The organism is Candidatus Saccharimonadales bacterium (assembly GCA_035945435.1).
GTDB lineage: Bacteria > Patescibacteriota > Saccharimonadia > Saccharimonadales > DASZAF01 > DASZAF01.
On sequence record DASZAF010000028.1, the window covers coordinates 39,608 to 65,286 of the forward strand.

Genomic DNA, 25,679 nt, shown 5'->3' on the forward strand with positions numbered 1-25,679 from the left:
GACTCGGGGTTTTATTACAGGCATAAGCGTTGTATACTTTTGATGAGGTTTTAGAGAGACTAAAACAAAAATTTTTACAGAGGTGGAAGAGCGATCGCAATCGTCGAGCGCTCCCGCGGGAGCAAGCCCAGGCGTACAACCAGTTAGTACGCTTGATAATCAAGCTGCCCAAAATCCGGCAGTTGTTACTCAGACTGAACCGCAGCAGACCCCCGGTTTTGCTCCGACACCTGCTCCCGCAATTCAAGAGTCACCATCGCTATCTTTCTCGCAGAAGATGACCAGCTATTTTGGTGGTTTCCCCTACAAGATGGTCGGTCTTGGCTTGCTGGTCACAGCCATCTTGGTCGGAAGCGCATTGATCGCCGGCCATATCAGTACCGGACGCAATACCAATAACCACATCAATAACTCGGTAGGTAGTTCAAACAGCGCAAAGGGCAGCTTCAACGCCATGGAACTCCCCCTCGGCCAACTGGCTAATGGCAGTCAGCTTAATATCCAAAGCTCTCACAACTTAGTCATCAACGGTCAGCTTGATGTCAACAACTCCCTGGTTCTTTCCCCGAATGGCCAACCGACTAACGCAGTAGCCGGCCAGCTCTACTTTGACCAGAAGACTGACGAGCTCAGCTACTTCAACGGCAGTCAGTTTGTAAACCTGCTTGGCAGTTCTCAATCAAACTCAGCCCTCAACGGCTCGAGGGGCATTATCAACCTTGGCAACGGCCTGACTTCTTCGGGCGGCCAAATCTTTAACAGCGGCGTTCTCTCTTTGCAGGGTCAGGCGGGACAGATAAACCTAGGCAGCGGGTTAGCGATGAACGGCTCCACTTTGAGCGTCACCCAGTCCGGCAACGTATCGACTGGTGGTGCCGGCGGAGCAGCTGGCAGCCTAGCCGTATTCACGGGCGGTCAGACACTCGGTAACTCACTGATCAGTCAGACCGGTGCGACGGTTACCGTCAACGGCGGCTTGAACGTCACTGGAAATGTTAATCTGACAAACCCACTAGGTGTTGTACAAGGTGGCACCGGCGTTAGCAGTCTAGCTAGTGACGACCTCGTTGTCGGAGGCGGGACTGGGGCCCTCTCTACCATAGCCGCCAGCTCAGCGGGCCAATGTCTGCTCTCAACAAACGGAGCCCCACAATGGGTCAACTGTCCGGGTGGTACATTTAGCAGCCTCGACGGGCTGGCCGGTAACCTGACCCTAGCCGACTCAACCGGCAGCGGCAGCACAGTAACGATCGATACAGCCAGCAACACCCAGGAAGGTATAGCCTCATTCAACAATACCAACCTTATCGTCACGACCGGCCAAGTCGATACCGTCCAGGACATTAACCCCGGTTCAACCCCCACATTTGCCGGGCTGAATACGAACCAGATCTCACCCTCTAGCACAACCTTAACCGTCGGCGCAGCTGGCAAGACGACGACATTGCAGGGTGGCTTGACGACTATGTCCCAGACCAACAGCGGCTTTACGACATCACTTGGTTTCCAGACACCAACGGCAAACGTCACCTATCTACTCCAGACAACTGCCGCTGGGACGTATAACGTTTGTACGACTGCGGGCAACTGTACTGGTATTGGTGGTGGAGTAACAACTGCGGGCGGAACGATTAATACCATCCCGAAGTTCACGGCTGCTCAAGGTATCGGCAACTCGGAACTAAGCGACAGCGGTACAGTCGTGACAGATACTGGCGGGCTGACTGTCCAAGGAACCGTAACGCTAACCAACGCCTTGAGTGTCGGCAACGGCGGGACTGGCGCAAACAGTGCCAATGTCGCTCGTAGTAACTTGGGTGCAGCTGCAAGCGGCTCCAACTCTGACATCACCTCACTTTCTGGACTCACTACCGCACTAAGTGTCCTCCAGGGTGGAACTGGAACAACCTCATTGACAGCCAATGGAGTGCTCCTGGGTAACGGCACTGGAGCAATATCCTCGCTCGTCGCTGGGTCTAGTAACGACTGCCTCGTCTCCACTTCAGGTGCGCCGGTCTGGACAACCTGTCCAGATACCGGCGTCAGTCTCCTCGACGGCTTGGCAGGCTCTCTGACAATCGCCAACTCAACTGGCAGCGGCAGCACAGTTACCATTCAGAATGCTTCAACCAGTCAACTTGGTCTGGCTGAGTTCAATTCGACCAACTTTACGGTTAGTTCTGGCATCGCCAATACTGTTCAAAACATTAACACGGCTGCCACACCGACTTTCGCAACTCTGAACTTAACTTCCAGCCAGGTTTCAAACGCCATGTTGCTGGTTAACAACACGAATACCGGCACGACTGGAAACCTGCTAGATCTTCAGTTGAATGGAAGTAGCAAACTACATGTCGACGCAAGTGGTAATATCACCCTCAACGGGACGGTTAACGGTCAGACCATTTCAAGTGCGGCCAGCTTAACAGGAAGCTTGGCGGTGGCTGGTGCAGCAAACCTAAACGGCGGCGCGACGGTGACCGGCACACTTACGGCCAACACCATCACGCCGACCGCGCCGATGACCATCGGATCAAGTAGCCAAACGCTGACCATCCAAGGCAACGGGTCAACGGAGCTCACGGCGACAAACGGCAGCTCGACAACCACTCTCGGTTTCCAGACACCAACGGCAAACGTCACCTATCTACTCCAGACAGCGGCTGCAGGTACTTACAATATCTGTACCACGGTTGGCAACTGTTCAGGTGTTGGCGGCGGGGTGACGACATCGGGCGGAACGACCGGCGATTTAGCCGTCTTCACCGGTTCGCAGGTAATCGGCAACTCACTCATAAGCGAGTCAGGTGGAACAGTTACTGTTAACGGTAATATCAACCTCACAACTGGCAACCAGTTCCAGATAAATGGCTCACAGATTGCTAGTTCAAATCTTTCTGACTCGTCAAATCTGGCTAAGCTAAACGCCACTCAGACCTTCACGGGAGGGAGCAATGTCTTCGCGAACAACAGCAACTCCTCGAGCGAATTCGTGATTCAGAACGCTTCAAACTTCAACCTGCTAAACGTTAACAGCAGTACGGGAGTTATTACGGTTGGCAACGTCACCGCGACTTCTGGCCAAGGTGTTGCTGGGGCCATTGCCTTCGCAGACGGCACCAACGATAACTTTGGTCTAACTGTTGAGTCCACCACTTTAACGGCAAATCAAACTATCAGTTTCCCCAACCTAACTGGAACGGTCTGTTTGGAAAACTCAACAGCTTGTGGCTTTGCAACGAGTAGCGGTTCTGGCAATTATGTCAACAACACGACGAGTACCCAAGCGGCTAACTTTGACGTCCAGGCGGCACTTAGCGGAACCGTGGCTGGAACCCTCGAGGCTAACGCTTCGGGGACTGGCGATATTCTGGATCTGGAAAACGGCAGTGGGGCAAAAGTAGCAACGTTTGGAAGTTCGGGTAGCGCATTCTTCCAAGCATCATCAGACGCCACGAACGCCTTCAATATCGAATATGCTGGCGGGTCGAGCGACTCCAATAACGTCTTCAACGTCGATACCATTGATAACTACACCAACAGCGCTGGTGCGCTCAACATTGTAGGTGGTGAGACAGTTAACAGCCTAACCTCCACATATGTCAACGAGCCTATGGTCGTTGCGCCAAAAGGTAAGCTACTTAACCAAGCGACATACAGTAGCGGGGGCCAGTATGTTCAACTTAACCCAGCCACCAACAATACGTGGGGTGCTTTGCAATACGACTCGACCAATCCAGGTTCTTACTTTACGGCGACTTGGCAGATGTTTACCGGCGGTGGGACCGGCGCAGACTCGCAGTACTTCTACTGGGGGGGCACGACGACACCGATCAACGAGACGAGTGCAACCGGCGGCTACATGGTCAGCTGGGATGAACACACGAATACGATCAGCCTGCTTTATAATGGCACCTCGCTTGATAGTGCCAGCCAGACGGGTATGAACAACTCAACATGGACGAACGTCCAAGTCACCGAAGCTGGCGACGTTATTACAGTCTACTGGAACGGCACTCAGGAGTTCTCATACACTGATTCTAATAGAGGGCTTGGTGGCTCGATTATGGGTTGGGGTGCACGAAGTGGAGCTCTCAACAACAACCACCGCGTTCGTAACCTTCTCGTAACCGATAATATCCCCACACCCTCGATCACCCAGCACGGTGCAACAGGCTCAACTACCTATGCGTACGAGATTACCGTTCAAACCAGTATGGGAGGTCAGAGCGCACCCTCAACGGCGACGCAGGTAACCAGCGGCCCAGGCACACTGACAGGCACTAACTACAACACCGTCTCCTGGCCGGCAGTACCTGGCGCTACTAGCTACAACGTCTATCGTACGGTCGGCGGGACTACCACTGGCCTCATCGGCAATACGACGAGTCTGTCACTTAACGATACTGGTTTAACTGGGACAAATAGCGTTCCAACGACCGATACATCCGGATCACTGACTCTTAATGGCGGGCCTTTGGTAGTTGAGAACACATCCGGTCTTACCGACCTAGCCGTCAATAACGGTACGGGCGCCCTGTCTCTTGGTAACGTCACCAGCGCCACGGGCGACGGGGTGGCTGGCAGTGTCATCTTCGCTGACGGCACCGCTGATGGATTTGGAATGACCGTAGATACGGCGACCTTAACGGCCAATCAGACGATTGCGTTCCCGAATGCAAGTGGCACGGTTTGTTTGGATAACTCAGTTTCGTGTGGATTCGCTGCAAGCAGTGGATCGGGCAGCTATATTCAGAACGGGACAGGTACTCAAAGTGCTAACTTCAATGTCCAAGCGGCCACAAGTGGCAGTATAGCCGGGGTCCTTGAAGCAAACTCCTCAGGCACCGGCGACATTCTGGATCTTGAGAACGGAAGCGGAGCAAAAGTGGCAACGTTTGGAAGCAGCGGTGCTACAACGTTTGAGAACAGCACTAACTCTGCCAATGCACTACTAGTTGAGAATGCCTCAGGATATAACCTGCTGAACGTCAACTCGAGTACTGGTGCCCTGACCCTAGGCAATATCACTTCCACATCCGGGCATGGGGTCCAAGGTGCGGTCGCGTTTGCCGATGGTACCAACGATAACTTTGGCATGACGATCGAAAGCCTGACTCTGACTAACAACCAGACCATCTCATTCCCCAACTTAAGCGGCACCGTCTGCCTAGAAGGATCGGCCGCTTGTGGCTTTGCTACCAGCAGTGGATCGGGCAGCTACGTAAACAACACCACTGCTACGCAAGCCGCCAACTTCAACGTCCAAGCTGCGACGAGCGGTAGTGTGGCCGGCGTACTTGAAGCCAATAACACTGGGACGGGAGACATCCTCGATTTGGAGAACGGAAGCGGTGCTAAAGTTGGGACAATTGCCTACGCAGGCGCAACGCTCTTCCAGAACTCTACCAACTCGGCTAATGCATTTGAGATTGAAAACGCAGCCGGATACAACTTGTTGAATATTAATAGCACCACCGGACTACTAAGTCTCGGCAACATTACGAGTACCTCGGGCCAAGGTGTTGCGGGTCAAATTTCCCTAGCTGACGGCACCAACGATAACTTTGGTCTAACTGTTGAGTCCACCACTTTAACGGCAAATCAAACTATCAGTTTCCCCAATCTGACAGGGACTGTCTGTCTGGAGAGTTCGTCGGCCTGCGGATTCGCTCCGTCAACAGGTTCAGGGAATTATATTCAGAATGGCACATCCACCCAAAGTGCCAACTTCAACGTCCAAGCTGCGACGAGCGGGAGTGTGGCGGGCGTGCTGGAGGCAAACAGCTCGGGTACCGGAGATATCTTAGATCTTGAAAACGGCAGTGGGGCGAAGGTGGCAACGTTTGGTTATAACGGGATTGTCACCCTCCAGAACTCGACCAACTCCACAAACGCTCTGCAGGTTGAGACTTCTGGTGGTTCACCGACGACGGTCTTTAACGTTGATACAACGAATGACAGAGTTGGCATCGGCACAAACTCGCCATCAGCGGTAGTAAGTATTAATAATGCAGGCTCTGCTTCGCAAGCAGACCTCAATATTAAAGCCGCTTCTGGACAGACTGGTGATTTGATCGATGTGCTTGACTCGAACGGCAACGTGCTCGCTCATACCGATAGTAATGGCAACTACACTGGGATAGGTACCATCACGACTCTCGGAGTTCTTCACTGGCCAACAGGCACCTCGGCAACTGCGACGAGTGGGAGCGGTCTAGCCAGTAGCACCAAATACTACTATGAGATCACTGCCACAAACGTTGACGGAGAAACAGAGGGATCTCCATCGTTTAACGCCACGACTGGAGCTGGCGTCAACGACCAGATCACACTGACTTGGAACGCTGACAACGGGGCGACCGGCTATAAGATTTACATGAATACGAGCAATAGCTTTACTTCTGGTTCACTGCTGCTGACTACAATTTCAGGAGGCAGCACTACGAGCTATATAGACTCAACGACTACGACAAGCGCCGGGACACCTCCGACATCTCCACCTGCAGTCAATGGGCTATGCGTAGAGAACTATTCAGGCAGTTGTTCATTCTACGTCAATCAGTATGGCAACTCAGATTCTGCTGCGGGCATGACAGTCAGTGGGCAGACCGGAAGTAACAATCAGGCATCGAACCTTCTCGTAGAAGAGAGCGGTAACATTGCCGGAGAAGTTGTTGAGGGCAGCAGCACCGTTGCTGCTATACAGATACAAGATGCTGGCAACGGAGACACTCTCAGCCAATTTGGTTCTAACGGCGCTTATACGACCTACGGCACCAACACCGGTCTTCTCGCCCTTGCCACACCCGCATTTACTACAGCTCCGACTGGTACCAGCTTTTACTATGTCATCACGGCTACAAACTCAACCGGTGAGACTGTCCAGAGTGCATCCCTCGGCATGTCTAACAACACAAGCGCCCTCGCGTGGTCAGTTGTCCCAGGGGCTACCGGCTACAAGATCTACCGCAACTCATCAAACAACTTTACATCAGGAGCGCGCCTACTAAAGACAATTACCAGCGGTCAAACTACAAGCTATACCGATACCGGATCCGCTACGACTACTGGTCTCCCACCCACAGCTCCGAATGGGACAACCCTGACCCTGCAGAGCTGGGGCGGACAGGTAAACCCTCTTCAGACATTTGAAAATAGTGCCGGTACAACAGTCGGTACAATTAGCGCAACCGGCACCGCACTCTTCGAAAACTCGACTAACTCAGCTAACGCTTTCGAGATTGAAAATTCATCAGGTTACAACATCCTAAACGTCAACACAAGCACCGGGGCTCTGACGGTCGGTAACATCACTTCTGCTTCGGGTCAAGGCGTCCAGGGCAGTATCATCCTCGCTGACGGGACTAACGACAACTTCGGTTTGACCCTTGATTCCAACACCCTAACTGCCAACCAAACCATTGCCTTCCCCAACTCATCAGGAACCGTCTGTCTAATCGGTGGAACAGCCTGTGGTTTCATTCTCAACCAGACGTCTCAGCAAGCCAGCAGTAACTTCAATATATCTGGCACAGGCATCGCAGGGGTTTTGGAAGCCAACACAAATGGTCAATCCCTCTACGTCGGAGACACCACTAACACATCGGTTAATATGAGCTTCAACGGTCGGGCTTTCTATGGGTATGACGGCCAACACGCTGTTGTCCAATCAGGTCCAGGACACGGTATTAACTTCGATGTAGGTAGCGGCACTTTTGGTAACGGCACAGTGGCCTCCATCAGCTCCACAGGTGCTGCGAACTTTGAGAATAACACCAACTCAGCAACAGCGTTCGTGGTAGAAAACTCGTCCGGCTATAACAACCTGGCCGTCAATACATCTACTGGAGCCCTAACCCTTGGGAACATTACTAGCACATCTGGTCAGGGGGTCCAAGGCTCGGCTATCCTCGCAGACGGCACTAACGACAACTTTGGCTTAACCTTACAGTCCACCACTTTAACGACCAACCAAACGATAACATTCCCCAACCTGACAGGCACCGTCTGTCTAGACAACTCGACTGCCTGTGGGTTCGCGACCAGCAGCGGATCGGGCAGTTACATCCAAAACGGAACGAGCACGCAGAGCGCCAACTTCAACGTACAGGCTGCGACAAGCGGTAGCGTGGCTGGCGTTCTTGAGGCAAATTCGGGTGGCACCGGGGATATTTTAGATCTGGAGAACGGAAGTGGAATCAAAGTGGCAACAGTTGGAAGCAGCGGTGCAACAAACTTCGAGAATAGTACAAACTCGACAAACGCTTTCGCAGTAGAGAATGCGTCAGGTGACAGCCTTCTAAACAGCGACACCACAGGCACCGGCAACCTTATCACTAACCCTGGCTTCGAAGGTGGAACGACTGGTTGGTCGGCTAAAGGAAGCGCCACCATTAGCCAGGTCAATACGCAGGCACTATTTGGGGCAGACTCTTTGAAGATCTCGACTACTGCCGCTGCTAACGATGGGGCCGAATACTCGGTTAACTTGGCCAGCTCAACGACGTATACCCTCTCCATGTACATCAAATCCGGTTCAGGCAACCCAACCACTCTCGAGCTGGGACGTTCAGAGAACGGCTCGACCAATACCACTTGTGCGACTAGCCAGGACGCGTTCTCCGGTCAATGGTACCAAGACAACTGTACCTTCACCACCGGAACGACGTCAGGTTCAACCTATATCTATATTGATCAGTCAGACGCTACTTCCCGCACCCTTTATATAGATAATGTTGACTTGGTGCAATCGGCGTCAGTCCCCGTATATGAAGAAGGTCATACTACCTTCGACAGCAATATCGATGTCAATGGCAGCTACAGCCAAGCCAGTACCACCAATGCCGCAGCGCTTATTACTGCAGAGTCGGGTGGTAACGGCTTGGTCGTTCTTGGCGCACCCAATGCCAACGTCACCCGTAACGCTTTTGACGTTGAGAATAACACCGATACTACTTCATACTTCCATGTAAGCGATACATTCGGTGATACAGTCGTTAATGGCGGAAGTACGTTCTACGGCACGCCAGCATTCAATGTTAATACTCTCGCCGCTGGTGCGGTCGCCGAGCAAATCAGTGGCGCATCAGGCCAGACTGGCAACTTGGTTAACTACACTGATAGCCACAATGTCGCTCTCAGTAGCATTACCTCTTCTGGCGGATTTACCAGTTACGGGGCTAACAACTCCTTACTTGCTCTGACCACACCAGCGCTTAATACTCCCGGTCTGGCTGCAGGTGGTTCACTGACTACCGGCACCACATACTACTATGTTATGACGGCCACAAATGCAGCCGGCGAGACAGTCGCCTCTTCCAGCGTCAACGACACGCCGACTACCGGCAACGACACCATCACTCTATCCTGGACTCAGATTCCTGGGGCAACTGGCTACAAGGTCTACCGAAATACAAGTAATAGCTTTACTTCAGGGTCGCTCCTTCTAACAACCATCACTAACGGAGCCACTGTCAGCTACTCTGACACTGGGACAGCTACAACGAGTGGTCTACCGCCAACCACACCAGCTGGTACATCATTGACCCTGCAGAGTTGGGGTGGCCAGACCGCCAATTCGCTGGCAATTGAGAACTCGAGCGGTTCCACCATCGCGGCCATAACGGCAGGGGGTAATATAGACACCGCTTCTGCCTTCGATATCATGAGCAGCGCGACACTCAATATCGGAACTGCAAATGCTACCGCAATTAATATAGGCAATAGTTCTGCCAATAACTCGACGACAATCAACGGGATTGGTGTCGTCAAGACAAACGGCAGTGACTCAACGACCGCCTTCATGGTCGAGAACCACTTAGGTGTTGCCGATCTCTTCGTTGATACCGTCAACGATCGGACGACCGTCGGCTCGGGTAGCTCATCAGGGTCAACGTTCACTGTTAACGGAACATCTGCACTTGGTGACGGAAGCTCGACTCAAGAGTTCTACGTTGCTAACGCAAGCAGCAACCCAGTTCTCAATGTTGATACGACCAACGGGATAGTCCAAATCGGCAACGCCAGCGCTACGGCCGGCCAAGACGTAACGGGAATCTTAGAACTCGCCGACGGCACCACAGATAACTTCGGCCTCAAGGTCGAGACCAACACTCTGACGGGTAACCAGACTGTTAAATTCCCCAATGCTTCAGGTACGGTCTGTCTGAATACTCAGAACTGTAACTTTACTGGTACAGGCTACATCGTTAACAACACCACAACCCAATCCGGTAACTTTAACGTGCAGGCTGCGACGAGTGGTAGTGTGACTGCTGTTCTGGAAGCAAACAGCGGTGGGACAGGAGACATCTTAGACCTCAAGAACGGGAGCGGAGTACAGGTAGGTATGTTCGGGAGCAGCGGTCAAGCCGAGTTTGAGAACAGTACTAACTCTCTGACCGCCTTTGAGGTTGAAAACTCTGGAGGAACTTCAATACTGACCGGGGATACGACAAACAACAGAGTAGCCTTCGGTGCTTCCGAAACAGCCATGAGTACACCTACTGGTCTGTCCGTCGGGACCGCTACTTCAGGGGGCAGTCTAGCTGCAACGACAACCTACTACTATAAGGTCACTGCCATAGATAGTGCAGGCGGAGAGACAGCCGCTTCAACCGAAGCCTCAGGTGCAACAACTTCATCTAATCTCACTCTGCCCGTTACCTGGACGGCTGTAACTGGCGCAAGCGGTTACCGAGTCTACCGAGCTACGACAAGCGGCAGCGAAGTGTACCTGACCACAACACTCACCACTGGCTACACCGACAACGGCAATCTTGTTGCCGGGACGGCAGTAGCCCCAGCTTCCAACACCGCTTACACCTCAGCCGCCCTCACAAGTAACGACCTCCAGGTGCTTGTAGGCGGGATGGGTACCCCGACTGGCCAGGAGTATGTCGGCGGCAACCTGCCGACCGGAGCCATCGGCAACTATAGCCTGGGCAGTGGCGCATCACCGGAAGGAATCTTTGTCCAAGGCAACTATGCATACGTCATCAATAACGGCAGTAGCCTCATGGACGTCATTGATATCTCCAATCCGGCCAGCCCTTCACTTATCAGCCAGCCTTCGATTGGCAACAACCCGCGTTACGTGTACGTTAGCGGCCAGTATGCTTATGTCTGCAACTACACCTCCAACACCGTACAGATCTTCGATGTCGCTAATCCATCGAACGTGTCCTCGGTCAGCACCATCGCGACAGGTACAGGTACCCACCCGGTTGATGTCTACGTCCAAGGTAAATACGCCTACGTCGTTCTCAATACCACAGCCCAATTAGAAGTCTATGACGTCTCCAACCCCGCCGCGCCAGTAGCCCTCGGTCAAGTATCTCTCGCAAGCTCGCCACGTTATATCTACGTGAATGGCAACTTTGCCTATATAGCTGGTAATGGTGGCAACCAGATACAGGTAGTAAACGTTGCAACGCCAACAAGCCCGGTTGTCGTTAACTCGACCTCAACCGGTTCGAATAGCAACCCGTACCAAGTCACTGTCCAAGGCCGATATCTTTACGTAACGACGACGAATACCAACCATAGCAACTTGATGACCTTCGATATCTCTAATCCGACGTCGCCAGTCCTCGATAGCACCTTCGCCGTAGGCGCGGGCACTACTCCTCAGGCTGTTCAGGTTCAAGGTCGGTACGCGTACATCATTAACAACGGCACCAATACCATGCAGATCGTGGACATCTCTAACCCTGATAACCCCATCAGCGATGGAACCGTCTCTACAGGAAGCGGCTCAGGACCATTCGATATGAAAGTCGTTGGTCGGTACGCATACGTTACAAACAACTCGACCAACAATCTGCTCGTTTACGACCTCGGCGGTTCATATATCCAGCAGCTACAGGCGGGTGGCGCAGAATTCGGCACACTTCAAGTCGATGCCAACGCAACGGTCGCCGGTGACCAGAACGTTCAAGGCGGGCTATCAGTAGGGCAACACCTTGAAGTCAACGGCAACGTCGGAATCGCTGGTAGCACTCTCATCCAGGGCGCTCTTAATGTAGCCGGTGGTATCCAAGGCGGGGCAACTATCAACGGTTTGAGTACACCAGGTGCGCCGACGATTACCCAGCAAGGCACGGGCGCTTCTACAAGCTATAGCTACGCTGTAGCGGCGGTCTCAGCATCTGGCGGTATAACGCCAGCATCGTCCGTTACTACGACGAGCGGGGGCGCAGCCACACTCAATGGCACAAACTACAACGTCGTCAGCTGGTCGCCAATCATAGGCGCGGTGAGTTACGACGTCTATCGTACAGCAAGCTCTGGCAGCCCGAGCACAACAGGCCTGATCGGTAACACTTCCAACACTTATTTGAACGACACAGGGCTGGCCGGTGGCGGGGGCAGTGCTCCAACAACCGACAGTTCTGGAGAACTAAACGCCAACGGATTTGCCACGTTTAAGAACACGACGAATTCAACCACCTCGTTCCAGGTACAGAACCAGAGCGGGGTTAACTTGCTTACGGCAGATACGACCGACTCATATATCACCATCGGCAGCTCGTCCGCAAACACAAACAATATCTTGCTTGTTTTGAACAACAACAGCAACACCTCTGATCCGACCGGCACGAACGGTGCTATGTACTACAACTCAGGCCTTGGTCAGTTCAGATGTCAGGAGCAGGGCAAGTGGTACAACTGTGTCGGCGAGAGTCCTGATCTTCAGCGCCAGATGCCAATTTATTCTTCCGACATGATTGGTCTTAACAGCTCCCAGACGGCGCCGTTCAACCCTTCCGGCCAAGGGAGTGGATCGGCCGCTATGGATACAGGGGACGAGACTGGTAGTCACATCGGCGTCATAGACTTCCACGGTGGTGGATCGGCTGGCGGTGGTTATAACTTGATGACCGACTGGGGCGCCTTTGTGCTGGGCGGTGGCAACGGCTTCGAGACAACGATCATACCTCATAGCTTCTCAGGTGTTGAAGAACGCTTCGGCTACTTCGATAACAATGCTAACACCGCCATTAGCAACGGCGCTTGGGTGGACGTCAACTCCAGCGGCGTAGCCACCGGCATGACCAGTAAAGCCGGCACCCAGAGCTCAACCGGCACCACATACACTATGAGCACGGGGACATGGTATCGAGTCAAGGTCCAAGTCAATAGCAACGCTACTCAGGTCGATTTCTACATATACAACGACAGCGGGACCCAGCTCTGGCATGATTCGCTGACGACCAATATCCCAACCGGCACAACAGGCTGTGGTGACGCTGCCGAAACCAGTACAACTTCATCTCTCCATATTATGGGAGACGACTACGAAGCCTTCTGGGTAAATGAACCCCTGACGAGATAGTGAGTACTGCCGCTTCTAATTTGACGCTCGGTTAGTTGCGCGTTTGGCCGCCTAGGATCAGAGTCTCCATCATGGTGGTCATTTGATCCGTAGGGATGGGAGCGTTCGTGTTGGCGAGTACCCATACCTGGCTATTTACATAGTTAGCTATTTCAGCATCACTCTGCGCATTCCGACCAATGGCGACCGTGCCGCCGTTAACACCGTACTCTTTCAGACCTGTCAGTGAGTTAAAGAAGTCACCGATGTTATATTTTCCAGGCTTCGGTTCCTCGCTGAAGTAGATCTTTTGGCTACCCGGCCCATCGAGGTTGAATATGACTACGTCAGCCCTGGGTTTGCTTACTGAGGTGGGATCCATCCGGAAACCAGTCGGCAAGTTAGTCGGATAGTATAACGGAAACTGGACCGAGGCTAAGACCTGAGCCGTAAACGGGTTAGCATTAGCTGAGGTCCGATCGAGAAAAGTAAGCCATAGGCTAACACCAATCACGCCAACGACGAATAGACAGATAAATCCTGTCAGGATACGGAGTGCGAGACTCCTCGAAAGCTGGACCCTAAAGAGTGACCAGCGACGACTGAGCGATTTCCATATACCTCCCACATCCATGTGTTTCAATGTACCCTATTGGGTGTCTAAGCGGCAAGGGACAGGATATGATGGATTAAACTTTAGAGGCAGGGGCTGCCGGCTTTGGCGCAGAGGCGCTAGCTGAACCTTTCGTCATAAAGTCACTTCGTACCTGGAAGATGAAGTACGCAGCCACGACTGAACCTACAACGGCTGCCACTAGATCACCGAACCCACCTCCAACATTTGAGAAGACGCGGATGATGCCATATACGACATTCAGCAGCAAGCTGTAGTAAACAAGGTTCCAGCCTGCTTTCTTAAGGGCCTTGAGGGGTGCGACGGCCAGAAGGAGTATGACTCCATCAATGACAACGGCCGCCAGAGATATGTAGAAGAAGACGCCTAGTGAAACCGTTGTTGTTGCCCCATACGCATTGGCTAAGTTGTTGACAACCGTGACGACCGTATTAACGTCCTGACCTAAGCGCCAGAGAGACCACGCAGCAATGAGCTGGATTAATCCCAGAATCAAGGCGAGCCACCATAGGGCACCGGCGAGTGATTTGCGCGCATCTTCAGACATTTTATATGGCGCCTTTGTATCAAGCGGCACGGCGAGTTGTTTTTCTAACTTTTGTAGAGGTCCCATCAAGCACACTCCTTACTTATATAGCAAAGCATAAGCTTTACCTGAGCGTTGTGCAAGATGCGACATTGTCGATCTATCTTAAGATAAGACCTTCGTGTGGCTTGAGTGTCAGATGGTCATTGACGACTTCGGGTAGCGGACTGTTTATGTCTGTAGATAAGATCGCCCGTTGCCCACTCACCTCACGGCCAATAGTCACCGGCCTGGCACTAAAGTTGAGCAATATTGTGAGCTTCTCGTTATCCGATCTACGAGTATAGCTAAAGACGTCCGGATGAAGATCAAGGCCATGATATGATCCTGTCAGAAGAGCCGTTGAGCCTTTCCGAAAACGAATCAATCTTTTGTGGAGATTCAGTATCGACGATGGGTCCTTATCCTGGGCTTCCACGTTATAGGTTTTATAACCTGAGGCAACTGGCAGCCATGGCTTGCCAGTCGTAAACCCCGCATTCTCACCGTCAGTCCAAGGCATTGGGGTCCGCTCCGGGTCCCGACCCAAACCGATACCCGGCTCATTGCGTTCAAACTGGTCTTTGGCCGTTCGTGGTCCTATACGGCCATCGGCTAGACCAAGCTCATCGCCATTGTAAATGACAGCGATCCCTGGCAGCGTCAGGATCATCATGGCTGCCGTTCGTGCTTGTTCGTGGCCGTAACGAGTGGCTATCCGTTCATGGTCGTGGTTACTAAAACAGTAGACTGGTACGCTTGTCCCGCGAAGAGAGGATTGAAAGTGACCGACGAAATCACTGAAGTAGGTGGCATCCCACGGCGCGTTAATGGGCCCGAAGTTGAATGGGGCAGCGACTGCATGATCGATCTTGTCGTAAAAACCCTTGAAGTACTGATTGATGTCGGGCTTATTGGGGCTGTTTTCGGCAACCGTGAAACGGCCCGAATATTCAGCGACGACTGAAGTTAAATCGTTGAGCCGCTCGTATACTTTCTCTCCATCTCTGCTGTGGACGTGAGATAAGGTATGATACGGATTTCTATCTTTATGCTTATCCAACCGCTTGTTTGGTGGATCATCTCGAAGAAGAGGGTCTTTAGCTAGATAGTCAGTAGAGTCGAAACGGAAGCCGTCCACTCCAATGTCGAGCCAGAAACGCAGTGCCTTCTTCATCTCATTGCGGACTTCTGCGTTCTCCCAGTTGAGATCGGGTTGGCTGGTCAAGAAGCTGTGTAAGTAGTACTGGTTCGTCTTCTTATCCAACTGCCAGGCTGATCCGCCAAAAACACTGAGCCAGTTGTTGGGCGGAGAGCCATCAGCTTTCGGATAGCGCCAGACATACCAGTCACGATACCTTGCCGTACGCGAGCTGCGAGAGTCCTGAAACCACGGATGCTGATCAGAGGTGTGGTTAGGAATATAGTCGATGAAAATCTTGAGACCACGCTTGCGACACCCAGCCACCAATACTTTAATGTCGTCGAGCGTACCACGCGAAGAATCGACAGAATAGTAGTCGGTGATGTCGTAACCGGAGTCGACCATTGGCGATGGGTAGAAAGGAGTGATCCATATCGCATCAACACCAAGAGAATCCTCACCACCCGCTAGGTAGTCGAGTTTTTCTATGATACCAGGGAGGTCGCCCACGCCATCGCCATTCGAGTCGTAGAAGCTATTCAGGTAGATCTCATAGAGGACAGCGTGTCTGAACCAAGGCTCTGTAATGCCCACCATACTCTGCTATTGTAACTTACGTCTAAGGCCTAGCGTCAAGCTGACTGAGCGATGATCTCACGATAAAGACGCGCGTAGTCCTCAGCCATCCTGTCAGCAGAGAAACGTTCCTCGACGGTCTTACGACAGGCCGCAGGATCAATCTCGCCGATACGCTGAATGTACTTGCGAAGCTCGCGCGCGTCATCTGCCAAGAACCCGTTGACGCCATGTTCGATAATCTCCGGCAGAGCGCCGCGTCGATAGGCAATCACTGGTGTCCCACTGGCAAGAGCGTCAATGATCGACATGCCGAACGGCTCTTCCCAGGTATACGGTGCAAGGTATGCTTTCGCTTTCGCAAATAGTTTCTGTTTGGCCTCACCAGTGACAATGCCAAGGTATTCTATCTTGTTTTTGGCAGTATGAGGCAGAATCTCCTTGGCATAGTAAGCGAGATCTTCGTGCCACAAATCAATGTGCTCGATATCAGCTAGCGCCCTGGCAAGTTTGCGGGCAGTTGTGATAGTTGGCGTAACCGTCCCAGCCATCTTGAACTTTTCGCCTAGTTCATCACAGACACGTGCCGCCAGACCTTGACCCTTATCCCTGGCGATTCGTCCTACATTAATAAAGTAGTCTTCTTTCTCGCTGGAGAACGGCAAAAAGTCGAGGTCTACTCCGTTGTGGACGATGCCGTGGATTAAACCTTTGAGCTGTCTCGGAGCGTCATCGAGTTGCTTCTGGGATATGACATTGAAGTGAAGACGACTACCAGGTTTAAAGTGCTTGAAGAGTAATCGGTTGTCCGGTATACCCCGACCAAGAAGCCGTTCATCTGTGAACGGCTCGTGGAGTGTATGTAGGGCTGGAGGTAGGTCATCGCCAATTGATGAGAGCATGGCTGGCCCCATAAAACTGTTATGGTCGTGAATAATATCAAAGTCCCCCGCCCGTCTGATAACTTCAAGGGCATAGAGAATATGCGGAGCAGTTACGCTAGTCGCTTCATACCACGGCCGATGGATATGTTTGTACTGTTCCTCTTTGTGGTACCAATGCTTCTTGCTGACTCGTGTTGTCGAACCACCAACCGTAAAGAGCTCGACATGATGCCCCGCCTTATATAGCGAGCTAGCCAAGTAATGTACCACGTTCTCGATACCGTGGTAGCAGCCTGGATAGAGTCTCAACCAGGGGGGCGCGATTATAGCTACTTTTAGCTTCTTTTCGCGCATTTCAAAGACTGGGTGCAATCACACACACAATACTGTAATTATAGTCTTAGAATATCCGCTTCACAATGATATTAATCACAACGAGCATTCTACTTTAACAGATACGACGTGGCGTAATAGATGGCTGCGGCTGTCCATGCCTGGTTCTCTGAGCTCTGTTGTGGCAGGGTGGGATGATGCCACGGCTTATAGCCGCGATTAGCAGTCTCGACGAAAAGCTCGATACAGGTATCGAAGTGCGAGACCCCTCTGAGAAGCGACTCAGCCACTCTTCGTGCCTCCCCACGGTAGCCAAAGTGATCTAGGCCACGAACGATCAGAGCCGAGACGAATGGCCAATACGTATACGGGTCTCCATGATAGTGTGTCCCCTGCTTGAACGATGCACCGAGGCTATAATCACGTATGCCTGCCTGTGGGTTAAGCATATCTGGTCGTACCAGGCGCTCGACAACATCACGAACACACCTATCGTCAACTACCGATTCATGATCATAATAGGCCCAGAGACACATGCCAACATCTGCTGCGATGAACGGCAGACGGTGCCCGTTGCCGTCTATTGCCGGGGCGTAGTATACAAGCCCGGTCTCATCAGTAAATTTGAAGCCAGTCCTATCGTTGTTAAAACGTTCTTTCAGCTTTTCGGCCGCCTGGCGAAGTCGCTTGGCATAATGCGTATCGCGCTCAGCAAAGACATCTGCCCCATAGCGAAGCGCCGACCATACTTCTGCATTGATAAGGACATCTTTAATCGGGTGGACGGCCAGTTTACCATCAGCAAACTGGTAGATTTGGAAAGAATCCTTCCATCCCTCATTATGGATACCGCTATATATACGTCCTGGCTGCAGATCAGCCCCCACAAAACCTGAGAGACCGTCGAACTTCCTGACGTTACTAAGACACCAATCAAGGGCTGCCTTTAATTCCTCAATTAGCTTTTCGTTCAGCTGTCTCTTGTTGGCTCGCTGCCCGCGGATGATCGAGATGATCCAAAGAGGAGTACTGTCTGAGCTGTCCCAGTTTTTAAGTAGCCCGTCCGCCCGGTCAACATACCAGGCGCTGTCGTTAGTAGTTACGCCATGCTCAATTCGGCTGATGGCCGGGTTCTCTTCGGCTACACTGCCGACCTCATGGGGTATCTTGCCTTTCACTTCACCAGTCTTTCGATCATCACGAGTACCCTGCCACTGGGCCAGACGCTGGAGGGCGCTATAGGCTCGACGGCTGAGCGAAGGATCACCGTCCAGTTCGCACGCAGCGTAGACAAGATCGGCGGTAATCGCCGTGTCACGCCCAAACCAACTATGGAACTCACCAGACCAACCATGCTTCGTCGAAGCATAGATGCCCTCATCTGTCACAAGCTGGTCTAACACATGTATGGATCGCTTATGGAGTTGTTTTAGCTGTGAAGCAGATAATGCGTGTGGTTCGTCGGACATAAGCATATTGTAATACCTTATACTCCCAATGCGTATGTTCTTAGATAACATTGTGGTGTATTGTCACAGTATATGTCACGGGTTGATGTGGGGTTACCCACAGAACCGCTCCTCAACGCTCCGAGGGAGATGGGAGAGCCGTTGCCAGACAAGCGCTGGCGAGTACGTCGTCTACAACCGTATATTCTATCGTCACCCGCCGAAAAGGTAGTACGGATTGTCTCTGTGCCACGGCCCTCGCAGAACAAGTACCCGTCTGCCGTCAAAGCCATGCTGTGGTTAACGGGTGCTCAATCTAGGGCCGAGATTGGCAAGCATGGACCGGCAGTCGCTTCACTCCCGTTCCCCGAACACGGGGACGAACCCAACCTTAATAAGTTCGGGCATGTCTTTGGCCGCGACAGTCTCATCATTGGTCTGGCTGCACAGGAGGTGTACCCCAATTTACTGCCAACCACCCTTCGCTACGTTGCCACTAAGCAGGGAATCAGGAACGATCCAGTCAGTGGTGAGCAGACCGGTAAGATCTTTCACGATGATAACGACCCCGAAAGTCCACTCGGTCGTAAGTTTATGGAGCTCTTTGGTTGGAAGTTCCCATTTTATGCCACCGTCGATGCGACACCACTCTTCATTCAAGGCATCCACCGGGTTCTCAATAGACACGATCCCGACTTTCTCAGTCGCCCCTACGAGGCCAGGGATGGATTCACTAGAACCATGGCTTCGGCATTTTTCCAAAGCGCCATGTGGCTCCTTCGAGAAACAAACAGTCGATCAGGTAACGAGGAGGGACTCCTTGAATTCGGACCGATCGAAGCAAAGGGTATGGAGAGTAAGTCGTGGAAGGATAGCTACCATGCCTACTGCCATGAAGACGAGACAATTGCTAACTACGGACGTGGCATCGCTTCACTTGAGGCGCAGGCTTACGCGTATGATGCTCTGCTTGACGCCGCCGACATCTACAGGGGCCTCGGTAACCACGGTATAGCCCGAGCATTTGCTACTCGTGCCGAACAGCTTCGGCAGATCGTTCTTGAGACTTTCTGGGTTGAAGACGAACACGGGGGGTACTTTGCTTCTGGGACCGACCGAGATGACTCCGGTCGACTGCGAGTTATGAGAGTACGTACTTCGAGCATGGGCCATCTTCTTAACTCTCGGATCCTCGATGGTAACGATCCAGAAGTCGTCCGGAGGCGAGAAGCAGTTATTAGAACCCTCTTCACCAAGGAGATGTTCGCACCGACCGGTATACGGACCATGGGTAGTGGAGAGGTGCTCTTTAACCCAACTTCCTATCACAATGGTGGCATTTGGCCATGGGACAATGGCTGGATCGCCCTTGGTCTTGAACGGCATGGATATAATGGCCTTGCCTGGAAGATATGGGAGACAATGCTCACCGATATCAATGCTACGCGATGCTTCCCAGAAGTCTTACGTGGTGGCGATCGCCTGAAACCAACGCTCAATAAGAAAGCAGTGTACGTCCATAACAAAGCGCTTGATATGACTTACCTACTTGAACGACCTCCACAGGAGATTCAAGGTTGGACGACCATCATGGCCCTACTCGCCAAGCGAAGAAACAACCCCCTCGTTGGTCGCGAGACCTACACGCGGCTGCATCAAGCTACTGACACTGACAAGCGAGCACTGGAAGAAGACCTGTTGGCGAATCTATCATACAAGCCTAAAGTTATCGACATAAGCTGGTATATTAGAAACAGAAGATGGAGAGAAAGCAGTCATGAAAGCAATTTGGAAAGACAGAGTAATCGCCGAGTCGCCTAAAGAAGACCTTATATATATTGAGAGCAACTGGTACTTTCCGCCCTCAAGTGTTAAGAAAGAGTTCTTAAAAGAAAGCTCCACCCCATACACTTGCCCATGGAAAGGTGAATGCCAGTACTTTGACGTTGGCGATGGCAAGGAGTGGTCCAAGGACAACGCCTGGACATATCCTGAGCCAAAACCTACCGCTATTGAGATTGTGAAAAAAGACTTCAGCAACTACGTCGCCTTCTGGCGTGATGTAAAAGTTACCGAAGACTAAAAGTATTGTACAATGTGCCTATGCATATCGTGCGAAGACTCTTAATCGGACTGTTCGCATCACTACTCTCTATCGCACTCTTTGCACTGGGTGGAGCCTGGGCTTTCCATCATGTCTTCGGCTCACCCAAACCACTAGAGAGCGCTCTAGCATCCAGCGGGCTATACAGTAATTTAGTGCCGACACTTATCAACGAAGAGGCTAACGGTAGCAGCACCCAGGGCCAGAACACATATATTAGCCAGCCAGCTGTACAAGCGGCTATCAAACAGTCGTTCCCGCCCTCACTTGTCCAGCAAGACGCCAACCAAGCTATCAACGCAACCTATACCTGGCTTCAAGGAACAACTAACAATCTCAACTTTAGCGTTGACCTTTCCCAGGCTACCAATAACCTGGCCAACAATGTCGGTAACTATCTCCAGGCACGCCTGAATGGGCTTCCAACTTGCAACACACTCGCTGAGATTCAAGCGGATCAGGCTAACCCAAACCCCTTCACTGTCACCTGCCTGCCACCCGGCTTCGATACTGCCACATCTATACAGCAAGTTAAGCAGTCAATCACCAGCAGCAACTCATTCCTCAGTAATCCGAAACTGACCTCGGATAATATCAAAGCATCAAACGGTAAATCACTCAGCAACCAGCTGCATGCGGCACCTAAAGCGTACGGCTTGTCAGTTAAAGGCATCTATATCGATGCGGCAGCAGTTGTCTTACTTAGCATCGCAATTGTCTTTCTCTATATTGATCGCTTAAAAGGTGTCCGGCGTGTTGGATTCCACTTCATATATGTTGGCGTGGTAAGCGCCGGCATTGCTTTACTTGTTGGTTTCGCTTTGAAGCAGCTAACTAACAAAATCCACCTGACTATCGTTGGCAAGCAGGTTGTCGAGAGCAACCTGGTTACTGCCGCCAATACGTTAGTTGATGACTTTAAAAACTTTTGGATATGGTATGGAGTCGGGCTAGTCGTTATCGGTTTTGTGTTAGTCGTTGGGGAGCATCTCGTAAGAAAGAAACTCAAGATCACACCAGTTACCCCGGATGAAGCAAGTCATTCTCACGGCAGCAAAGCCGCACACGCTACAGGTTCCAGGGACTTCCTAAAAGAATCTTAATCGTCTTCTGATTCTGCCCAGCTACCGTGCTTGGTCGGCCACCAGTTGAGCTTACCAAGAAGGACAACGGTTGACGGGACAAGTAGAGTTCGTACTAGGAAGGTGTCCAGTAGAATACCAAGTGCTAAACCGACACCAATATCTTTAATTTCGTCTGAACTGCTGCCGCCTACGATCGCGAATACAGCGAAGGTGCCGGCTAGTACTAAACCAGCCGAGGTGACCGTCGTTCCTGTCGTAGTAAGGGCTTGAGAGACGGCCTTACGAAGCGGCAGGCCATGAGCTTCTTCACGGATACGAGTCATAACCAGAATATTGTAGTCCTCACCGAGAGCCAGCAAGAAGATGAACATCAAGAATGGCAGGACAAAGCTTAGACCGCTCTGGTGATCAATAAGCATGAAGGCAATGACCGAAACTCCGAGAGCAGCCAAATACGAAAGAGCAACCGACACGATGAGGTAGAGCGGAGCCACAAGACTCCGGAGTAGGACAGCGAGTAATATGCCGATAACAACGATGGCGACCGGGATAGATTTTCGAAGGTCGCTATTCGAGATAGTACTGATATCGTAGAGTGCTGTCGGTTCGCCAATAACGCCGTTATTGGTCGCGTGAACATTGTCAGCAATCTGCTGGACTCTCGCTCTAACCGACGGCGTGGCGTTTAGGGCTGCGGTTGAACTTGGATCGCCCGCTGTCAGGTTAACCGCAAACTCTACGGTCTTACCATCCGAGCTAATGAAGTTGGCCAGTACATGGTAGAGCTCATACTCCTTCATGAGAACCGGCGAGGCCAGTACATCTGCGGGTGGTTTTGAGGAGTTCTGCATGCTCGCAAGCGAGATAGAGCCAAACTGCTTGTGTAGTTTAGTAATCTCTAGTGGAGTTATCTTTATGCCATTGAGATTAAGTGGACCATTCACGTCGTTAAATTGAGAGGAAGCTTCTAACTCTGACTGTATAGTCGCAAGCGGGGCGGGGTTTTGCCATGCAGATTGCGGAAGGACAAAAAGGACAGCCGTCGGGTTGGCGCTGCTGCTCGGGTAGTGTTTCGTAAGCAGGGCATTTCCTTTGGCGGAATCGCTCCCCGACGGAGAGGTTGTCGTCCCACCAAAGCCGCCCGACTGATAGTGTAGGACAAAGAGCGCCAGACAACCAAAGACGGCTACACCCGCCACAAGCACCGGCACCGGACGCTGTATAACTGAGGCGGCAATCCTGCCCCAGATACCAGATTTCTTATTGGCATTCTTGTAGCGCTTTGACGGCCAGAAGACGGCACGACCTAAGATAGCGAGGAGGGCAGGCAACAGGGTTAGACCGGCTAGTAACATCAAGCCGATGCCAATGGCTAGCGGAGCGCCAAGCGTTGAGTAGAGCTGGAAGGTGGCGAGAAGAAGTGAGAGTAAAGCTGCCACAACAGTCGCAGCTGAAAAGGTGATCGACTCCCCGACTCGGCTTAGTGCCTTAACGATTGCCTCCTTAGGAGCCAGACCTCCCTGCAGTTCTTCACGAACGCGGAAGATAAGGAAGAGGCCGTAGTCGGTACCGGCACCCAAGACAAGAACGGTCAGAAGCAGCTGTGCTAAAGATGAAACCTTAAGCCCATGTTGTGCAGCTTCGGCGATGATTGGACCTGAGAGCAAGACGACGAGAAAAGGCGGGATTAAGGTAACAATCGGAGCAAGTGGTGCCCTAAAGATAAGGAGAAGCAGGACAATAATAAAGGCGACGGCACCGAGTTGGAGCTGCGAGTTGGTTGAGCCTGACTTCTTACTATTGTCTACTTCGGTAGCCACCTGACCAGTCAGGTGCACTTGAAGATCTTTGGGCATCGGCGTTTTGCTGATTGTGCTGCGAATACTATTTACAAGCGGAGTCGGATCGGTGTTACTGCTGCTTGCCGCTTCCAGATAGAGCTGTGTAGCCTGCCCGTCCGCAGAGTCGCCTTCATTGCGGACCTCTTTAACACCCGAGACGTGGCTCAGGGCCGTACTGAGGTTGCTGATGGCTGCCTGATCACTCTGGCTTAGTTGAGCCCCATTGTTGGTAGCAACGATAACAGGTATCGACGCGGCATTAGCCGATTTGCCAAATGCATTGGATAACAAGTTGATAGCCTTTTGGCTCGGGGCACTTGATGGTAGAAAGGAGTTGTTGTTTGACTGAGTAACGTCTGAAAGCGATGGAAGATAGTGAATAGAGGAATAGACCCCGACAATCCAAACCAATAAGATCAGCCAACGGAAACGGACCGAGAACCTACCGATTGCACCAAAGAGTTGAAATCCTTTTTGTTTGACGTTTCCCTGCTTCTGTTCGCTCATTCGATTATTCTTTTCCTTTATTTAAGTTCTTGCTATTCTCTTTCAGCTCTTTGGCCGACTCAATAACCATGCCCAGTTTAGTCTGCATGCCCTCGATCATTTCCTCGAGGGTCTCCGCTTTCATTAGCATCATAACGCAGCCGCGTGGATTACGTACTACTATCAGTTTATCACCCTCTTTGAGTTTCATTTCGTCACGGGCACTAGCTGGAATAACAATCTGCCCCTTTGTCCCAACTGTCGCTGAGCCATAGAACTTAAAGCCGTCAAACATCATGCCGCGTTTCCTCTTTAACTAAGTTAATTTGTATCACTAATCATACTAAGAATACCTTTGTATTATACAGGAACTACCACGACCCACATGGTAGTATTGAAACAATATGCCTCTAAGCACAAAGCGACGCACGACGCCGGCTAAACGCAGTCGGGCCACGGGAATAATTAAAAACCCCAAACTGCAGCGCATCTATCTGGCAATCTCACTCACCGCTCTCCTGGCGAGCTGTCTTTACTGGGCCTATCTCGGCGCACGGGTCCAGCAGACCAACGCTGATCAATTGGTTAGCTCCTTCTTATTCAAGAATCTGGCCACTTTTCACGGAGCGTATATATCGGGCCAGCATACCTTCCTGCTGAAATGGCCACTTTTCTTACTGGTCGAGCTATTTAAATATTCAACTGGTATCTTCGTGGGGTTGACGATGGGCCTTGTTACCCTAACTGTCGGTCTCTTTGCACTTGTTCTATATCGGATCGAGCGTCGCCCGCTTATCTTCGGGACCATCTGCCTTGCTCTGGCAGCGACATTGATCGCAATCCCGCCAGAGCCGGTAGCTGGGACTCTTCTACCGGTCAATATGGCCATGCTCACAACCCGAAATGTTGAATATATCTTCTATATTATCTCCCTCGGTTTACTTGTCACAGCTTCGAGGCCTCTAATTAGGAGCAAGCGACTTTGGCTGTCTGTCGCCATCCTTAGCATTCTCGTCGCAAGTGACAGACTCTTTCTATCTCTTAGTGTTGGTGGTTCGTTACTCTTTATCGCCGCCTACACTATTGCTAAACGCTGGGATATGGTACGACTCGGTTTGGAGTGGCTAGCTACCAGCTTTGGGTCGAGCTGCATGGGCGTCGGTATAGTCTGGCTTCTCGGTCAAACACACACAATTCATATCGTTTCTGGTGGAGGAGTAAGCCCGTACGGACTCATATCCAACTTCCGCGACTTTGCTCA

The 25,679-nt window shown here is 51.8% G+C and carries 12 protein-coding genes; 5 read left to right on the forward strand and 7 right to left on the reverse strand.

Features of this window, described 5'->3' with window-relative positions; genetic code table 11:
- Nucleotides 1-82: 82 nt before the first annotated feature.
- Complete coding sequence (locus tag VGS28_04210; GenBank protein ID HEV2412974.1) at nt 83-13,339, forward strand: hypothetical protein; 13,257 nt, start codon at nt 83-85, stop codon at nt 13,337-13,339.
- 31 nt (nt 13,340-13,370) lie between these two features.
- On the opposite strand, the gene VGS28_04215 is transcribed toward VGS28_04210, so the two are convergent.
- From VGS28_04215 to VGS28_04235, 5 genes are all read right to left on the reverse strand, one after another.
- Nucleotides 13,371-13,952, reverse strand: coding sequence for a hypothetical protein (locus tag VGS28_04215; GenBank protein HEV2412975.1), 582 nt, complete (start codon nt 13,950-13,952; stop codon nt 13,371-13,373).
- A gap of 55 nt (nt 13,953-14,007) precedes the next feature.
- Nucleotides 14,008-14,565 carry a hypothetical protein gene (locus tag VGS28_04220; GenBank protein HEV2412976.1) on the reverse strand — a complete coding sequence of 186 codons (558 nt, stop codon included), beginning with the start codon at nt 14,563-14,565 and terminating at the stop codon, nt 14,008-14,010.
- Between the two features lie 73 nt (nt 14,566-14,638).
- Nucleotides 14,639-16,258 carry an alpha-amylase family glycosyl hydrolase gene (locus tag VGS28_04225; protein HEV2412977.1) on the reverse strand — a complete coding sequence of 540 codons (1,620 nt, stop codon included), beginning with the start codon at nt 16,256-16,258 and terminating at the stop codon, nt 14,639-14,641.
- Nucleotides 16,259-16,293: 35 nt separating this feature from the next.
- On the reverse strand, nt 16,294-17,430 hold the full coding sequence (locus tag VGS28_04230) for a glycosyltransferase (GenBank protein HEV2412978.1): 1,137 nt from the start codon (nt 17,428-17,430) through the stop codon (nt 16,294-16,296).
- 134 nt (nt 17,431-17,564) lie between these two features.
- Nucleotides 17,565-18,923 carry a hypothetical protein gene (locus VGS28_04235; protein ID HEV2412979.1) on the reverse strand — a complete coding sequence of 453 codons (1,359 nt, stop codon included), beginning with the start codon at nt 18,921-18,923 and terminating at the stop codon, nt 17,565-17,567.
- Nucleotides 18,924-19,052: 129 nt separating this feature from the next.
- On the opposite strand from VGS28_04235, the gene VGS28_04240 reads away from it, so the two are divergent.
- From VGS28_04240 to VGS28_04250, 3 genes are read left to right on the forward strand one after another with little or no spacing between them, the layout of a single operon-like run.
- Nucleotides 19,053-20,723 carry a hypothetical protein gene (locus tag VGS28_04240; GenBank protein ID HEV2412980.1) on the forward strand — a complete coding sequence of 557 codons (1,671 nt, stop codon included), beginning with the start codon at nt 19,053-19,055 and terminating at the stop codon, nt 20,721-20,723.
- The gene (locus tag VGS28_04245; protein HEV2412981.1) at nt 20,680-20,985 is read left to right on the forward strand and encodes a DUF427 domain-containing protein; all 306 of its coding nucleotides are present in this window, start codon (nt 20,680-20,682) and stop codon (nt 20,983-20,985) included. The genes VGS28_04240 and VGS28_04245 overlap by 44 nt, the downstream gene beginning before the upstream one ends.
- A gap of 20 nt (nt 20,986-21,005) precedes the next feature.
- Entirely contained in the window at nt 21,006-22,109 is a 1,104-nt protein-coding gene (locus tag VGS28_04250; GenBank protein HEV2412982.1) for a hypothetical protein, read from the forward strand.
- Here VGS28_04250 and VGS28_04255 read toward each other — a convergent pair.
- Nucleotides 22,106-24,439 (reverse strand): MMPL family transporter, encoded by a 2,334-nt coding sequence (locus VGS28_04255; protein ID HEV2412983.1) that lies wholly within the window; start codon nt 24,437-24,439, stop codon nt 22,106-22,108. The genes VGS28_04250 and VGS28_04255 overlap by 4 nt on opposite strands.
- A gap of 4 nt (nt 24,440-24,443) precedes the next feature.
- Nucleotides 24,444-24,716, reverse strand: a complete 273-nt coding sequence (locus tag VGS28_04260; GenBank protein HEV2412984.1) for an AbrB/MazE/SpoVT family DNA-binding domain-containing protein — start codon at nt 24,714-24,716, stop codon at nt 24,444-24,446.
- A 106-nt stretch (nt 24,717-24,822) separates the two neighbouring features.
- Here VGS28_04260 and VGS28_04265 point away from each other — a divergent pair.
- A partial coding sequence (locus VGS28_04265) for a hypothetical protein (GenBank protein ID HEV2412985.1) occupies nt 24,823-25,679 on the forward strand: 857 nt, incomplete at its 3' end.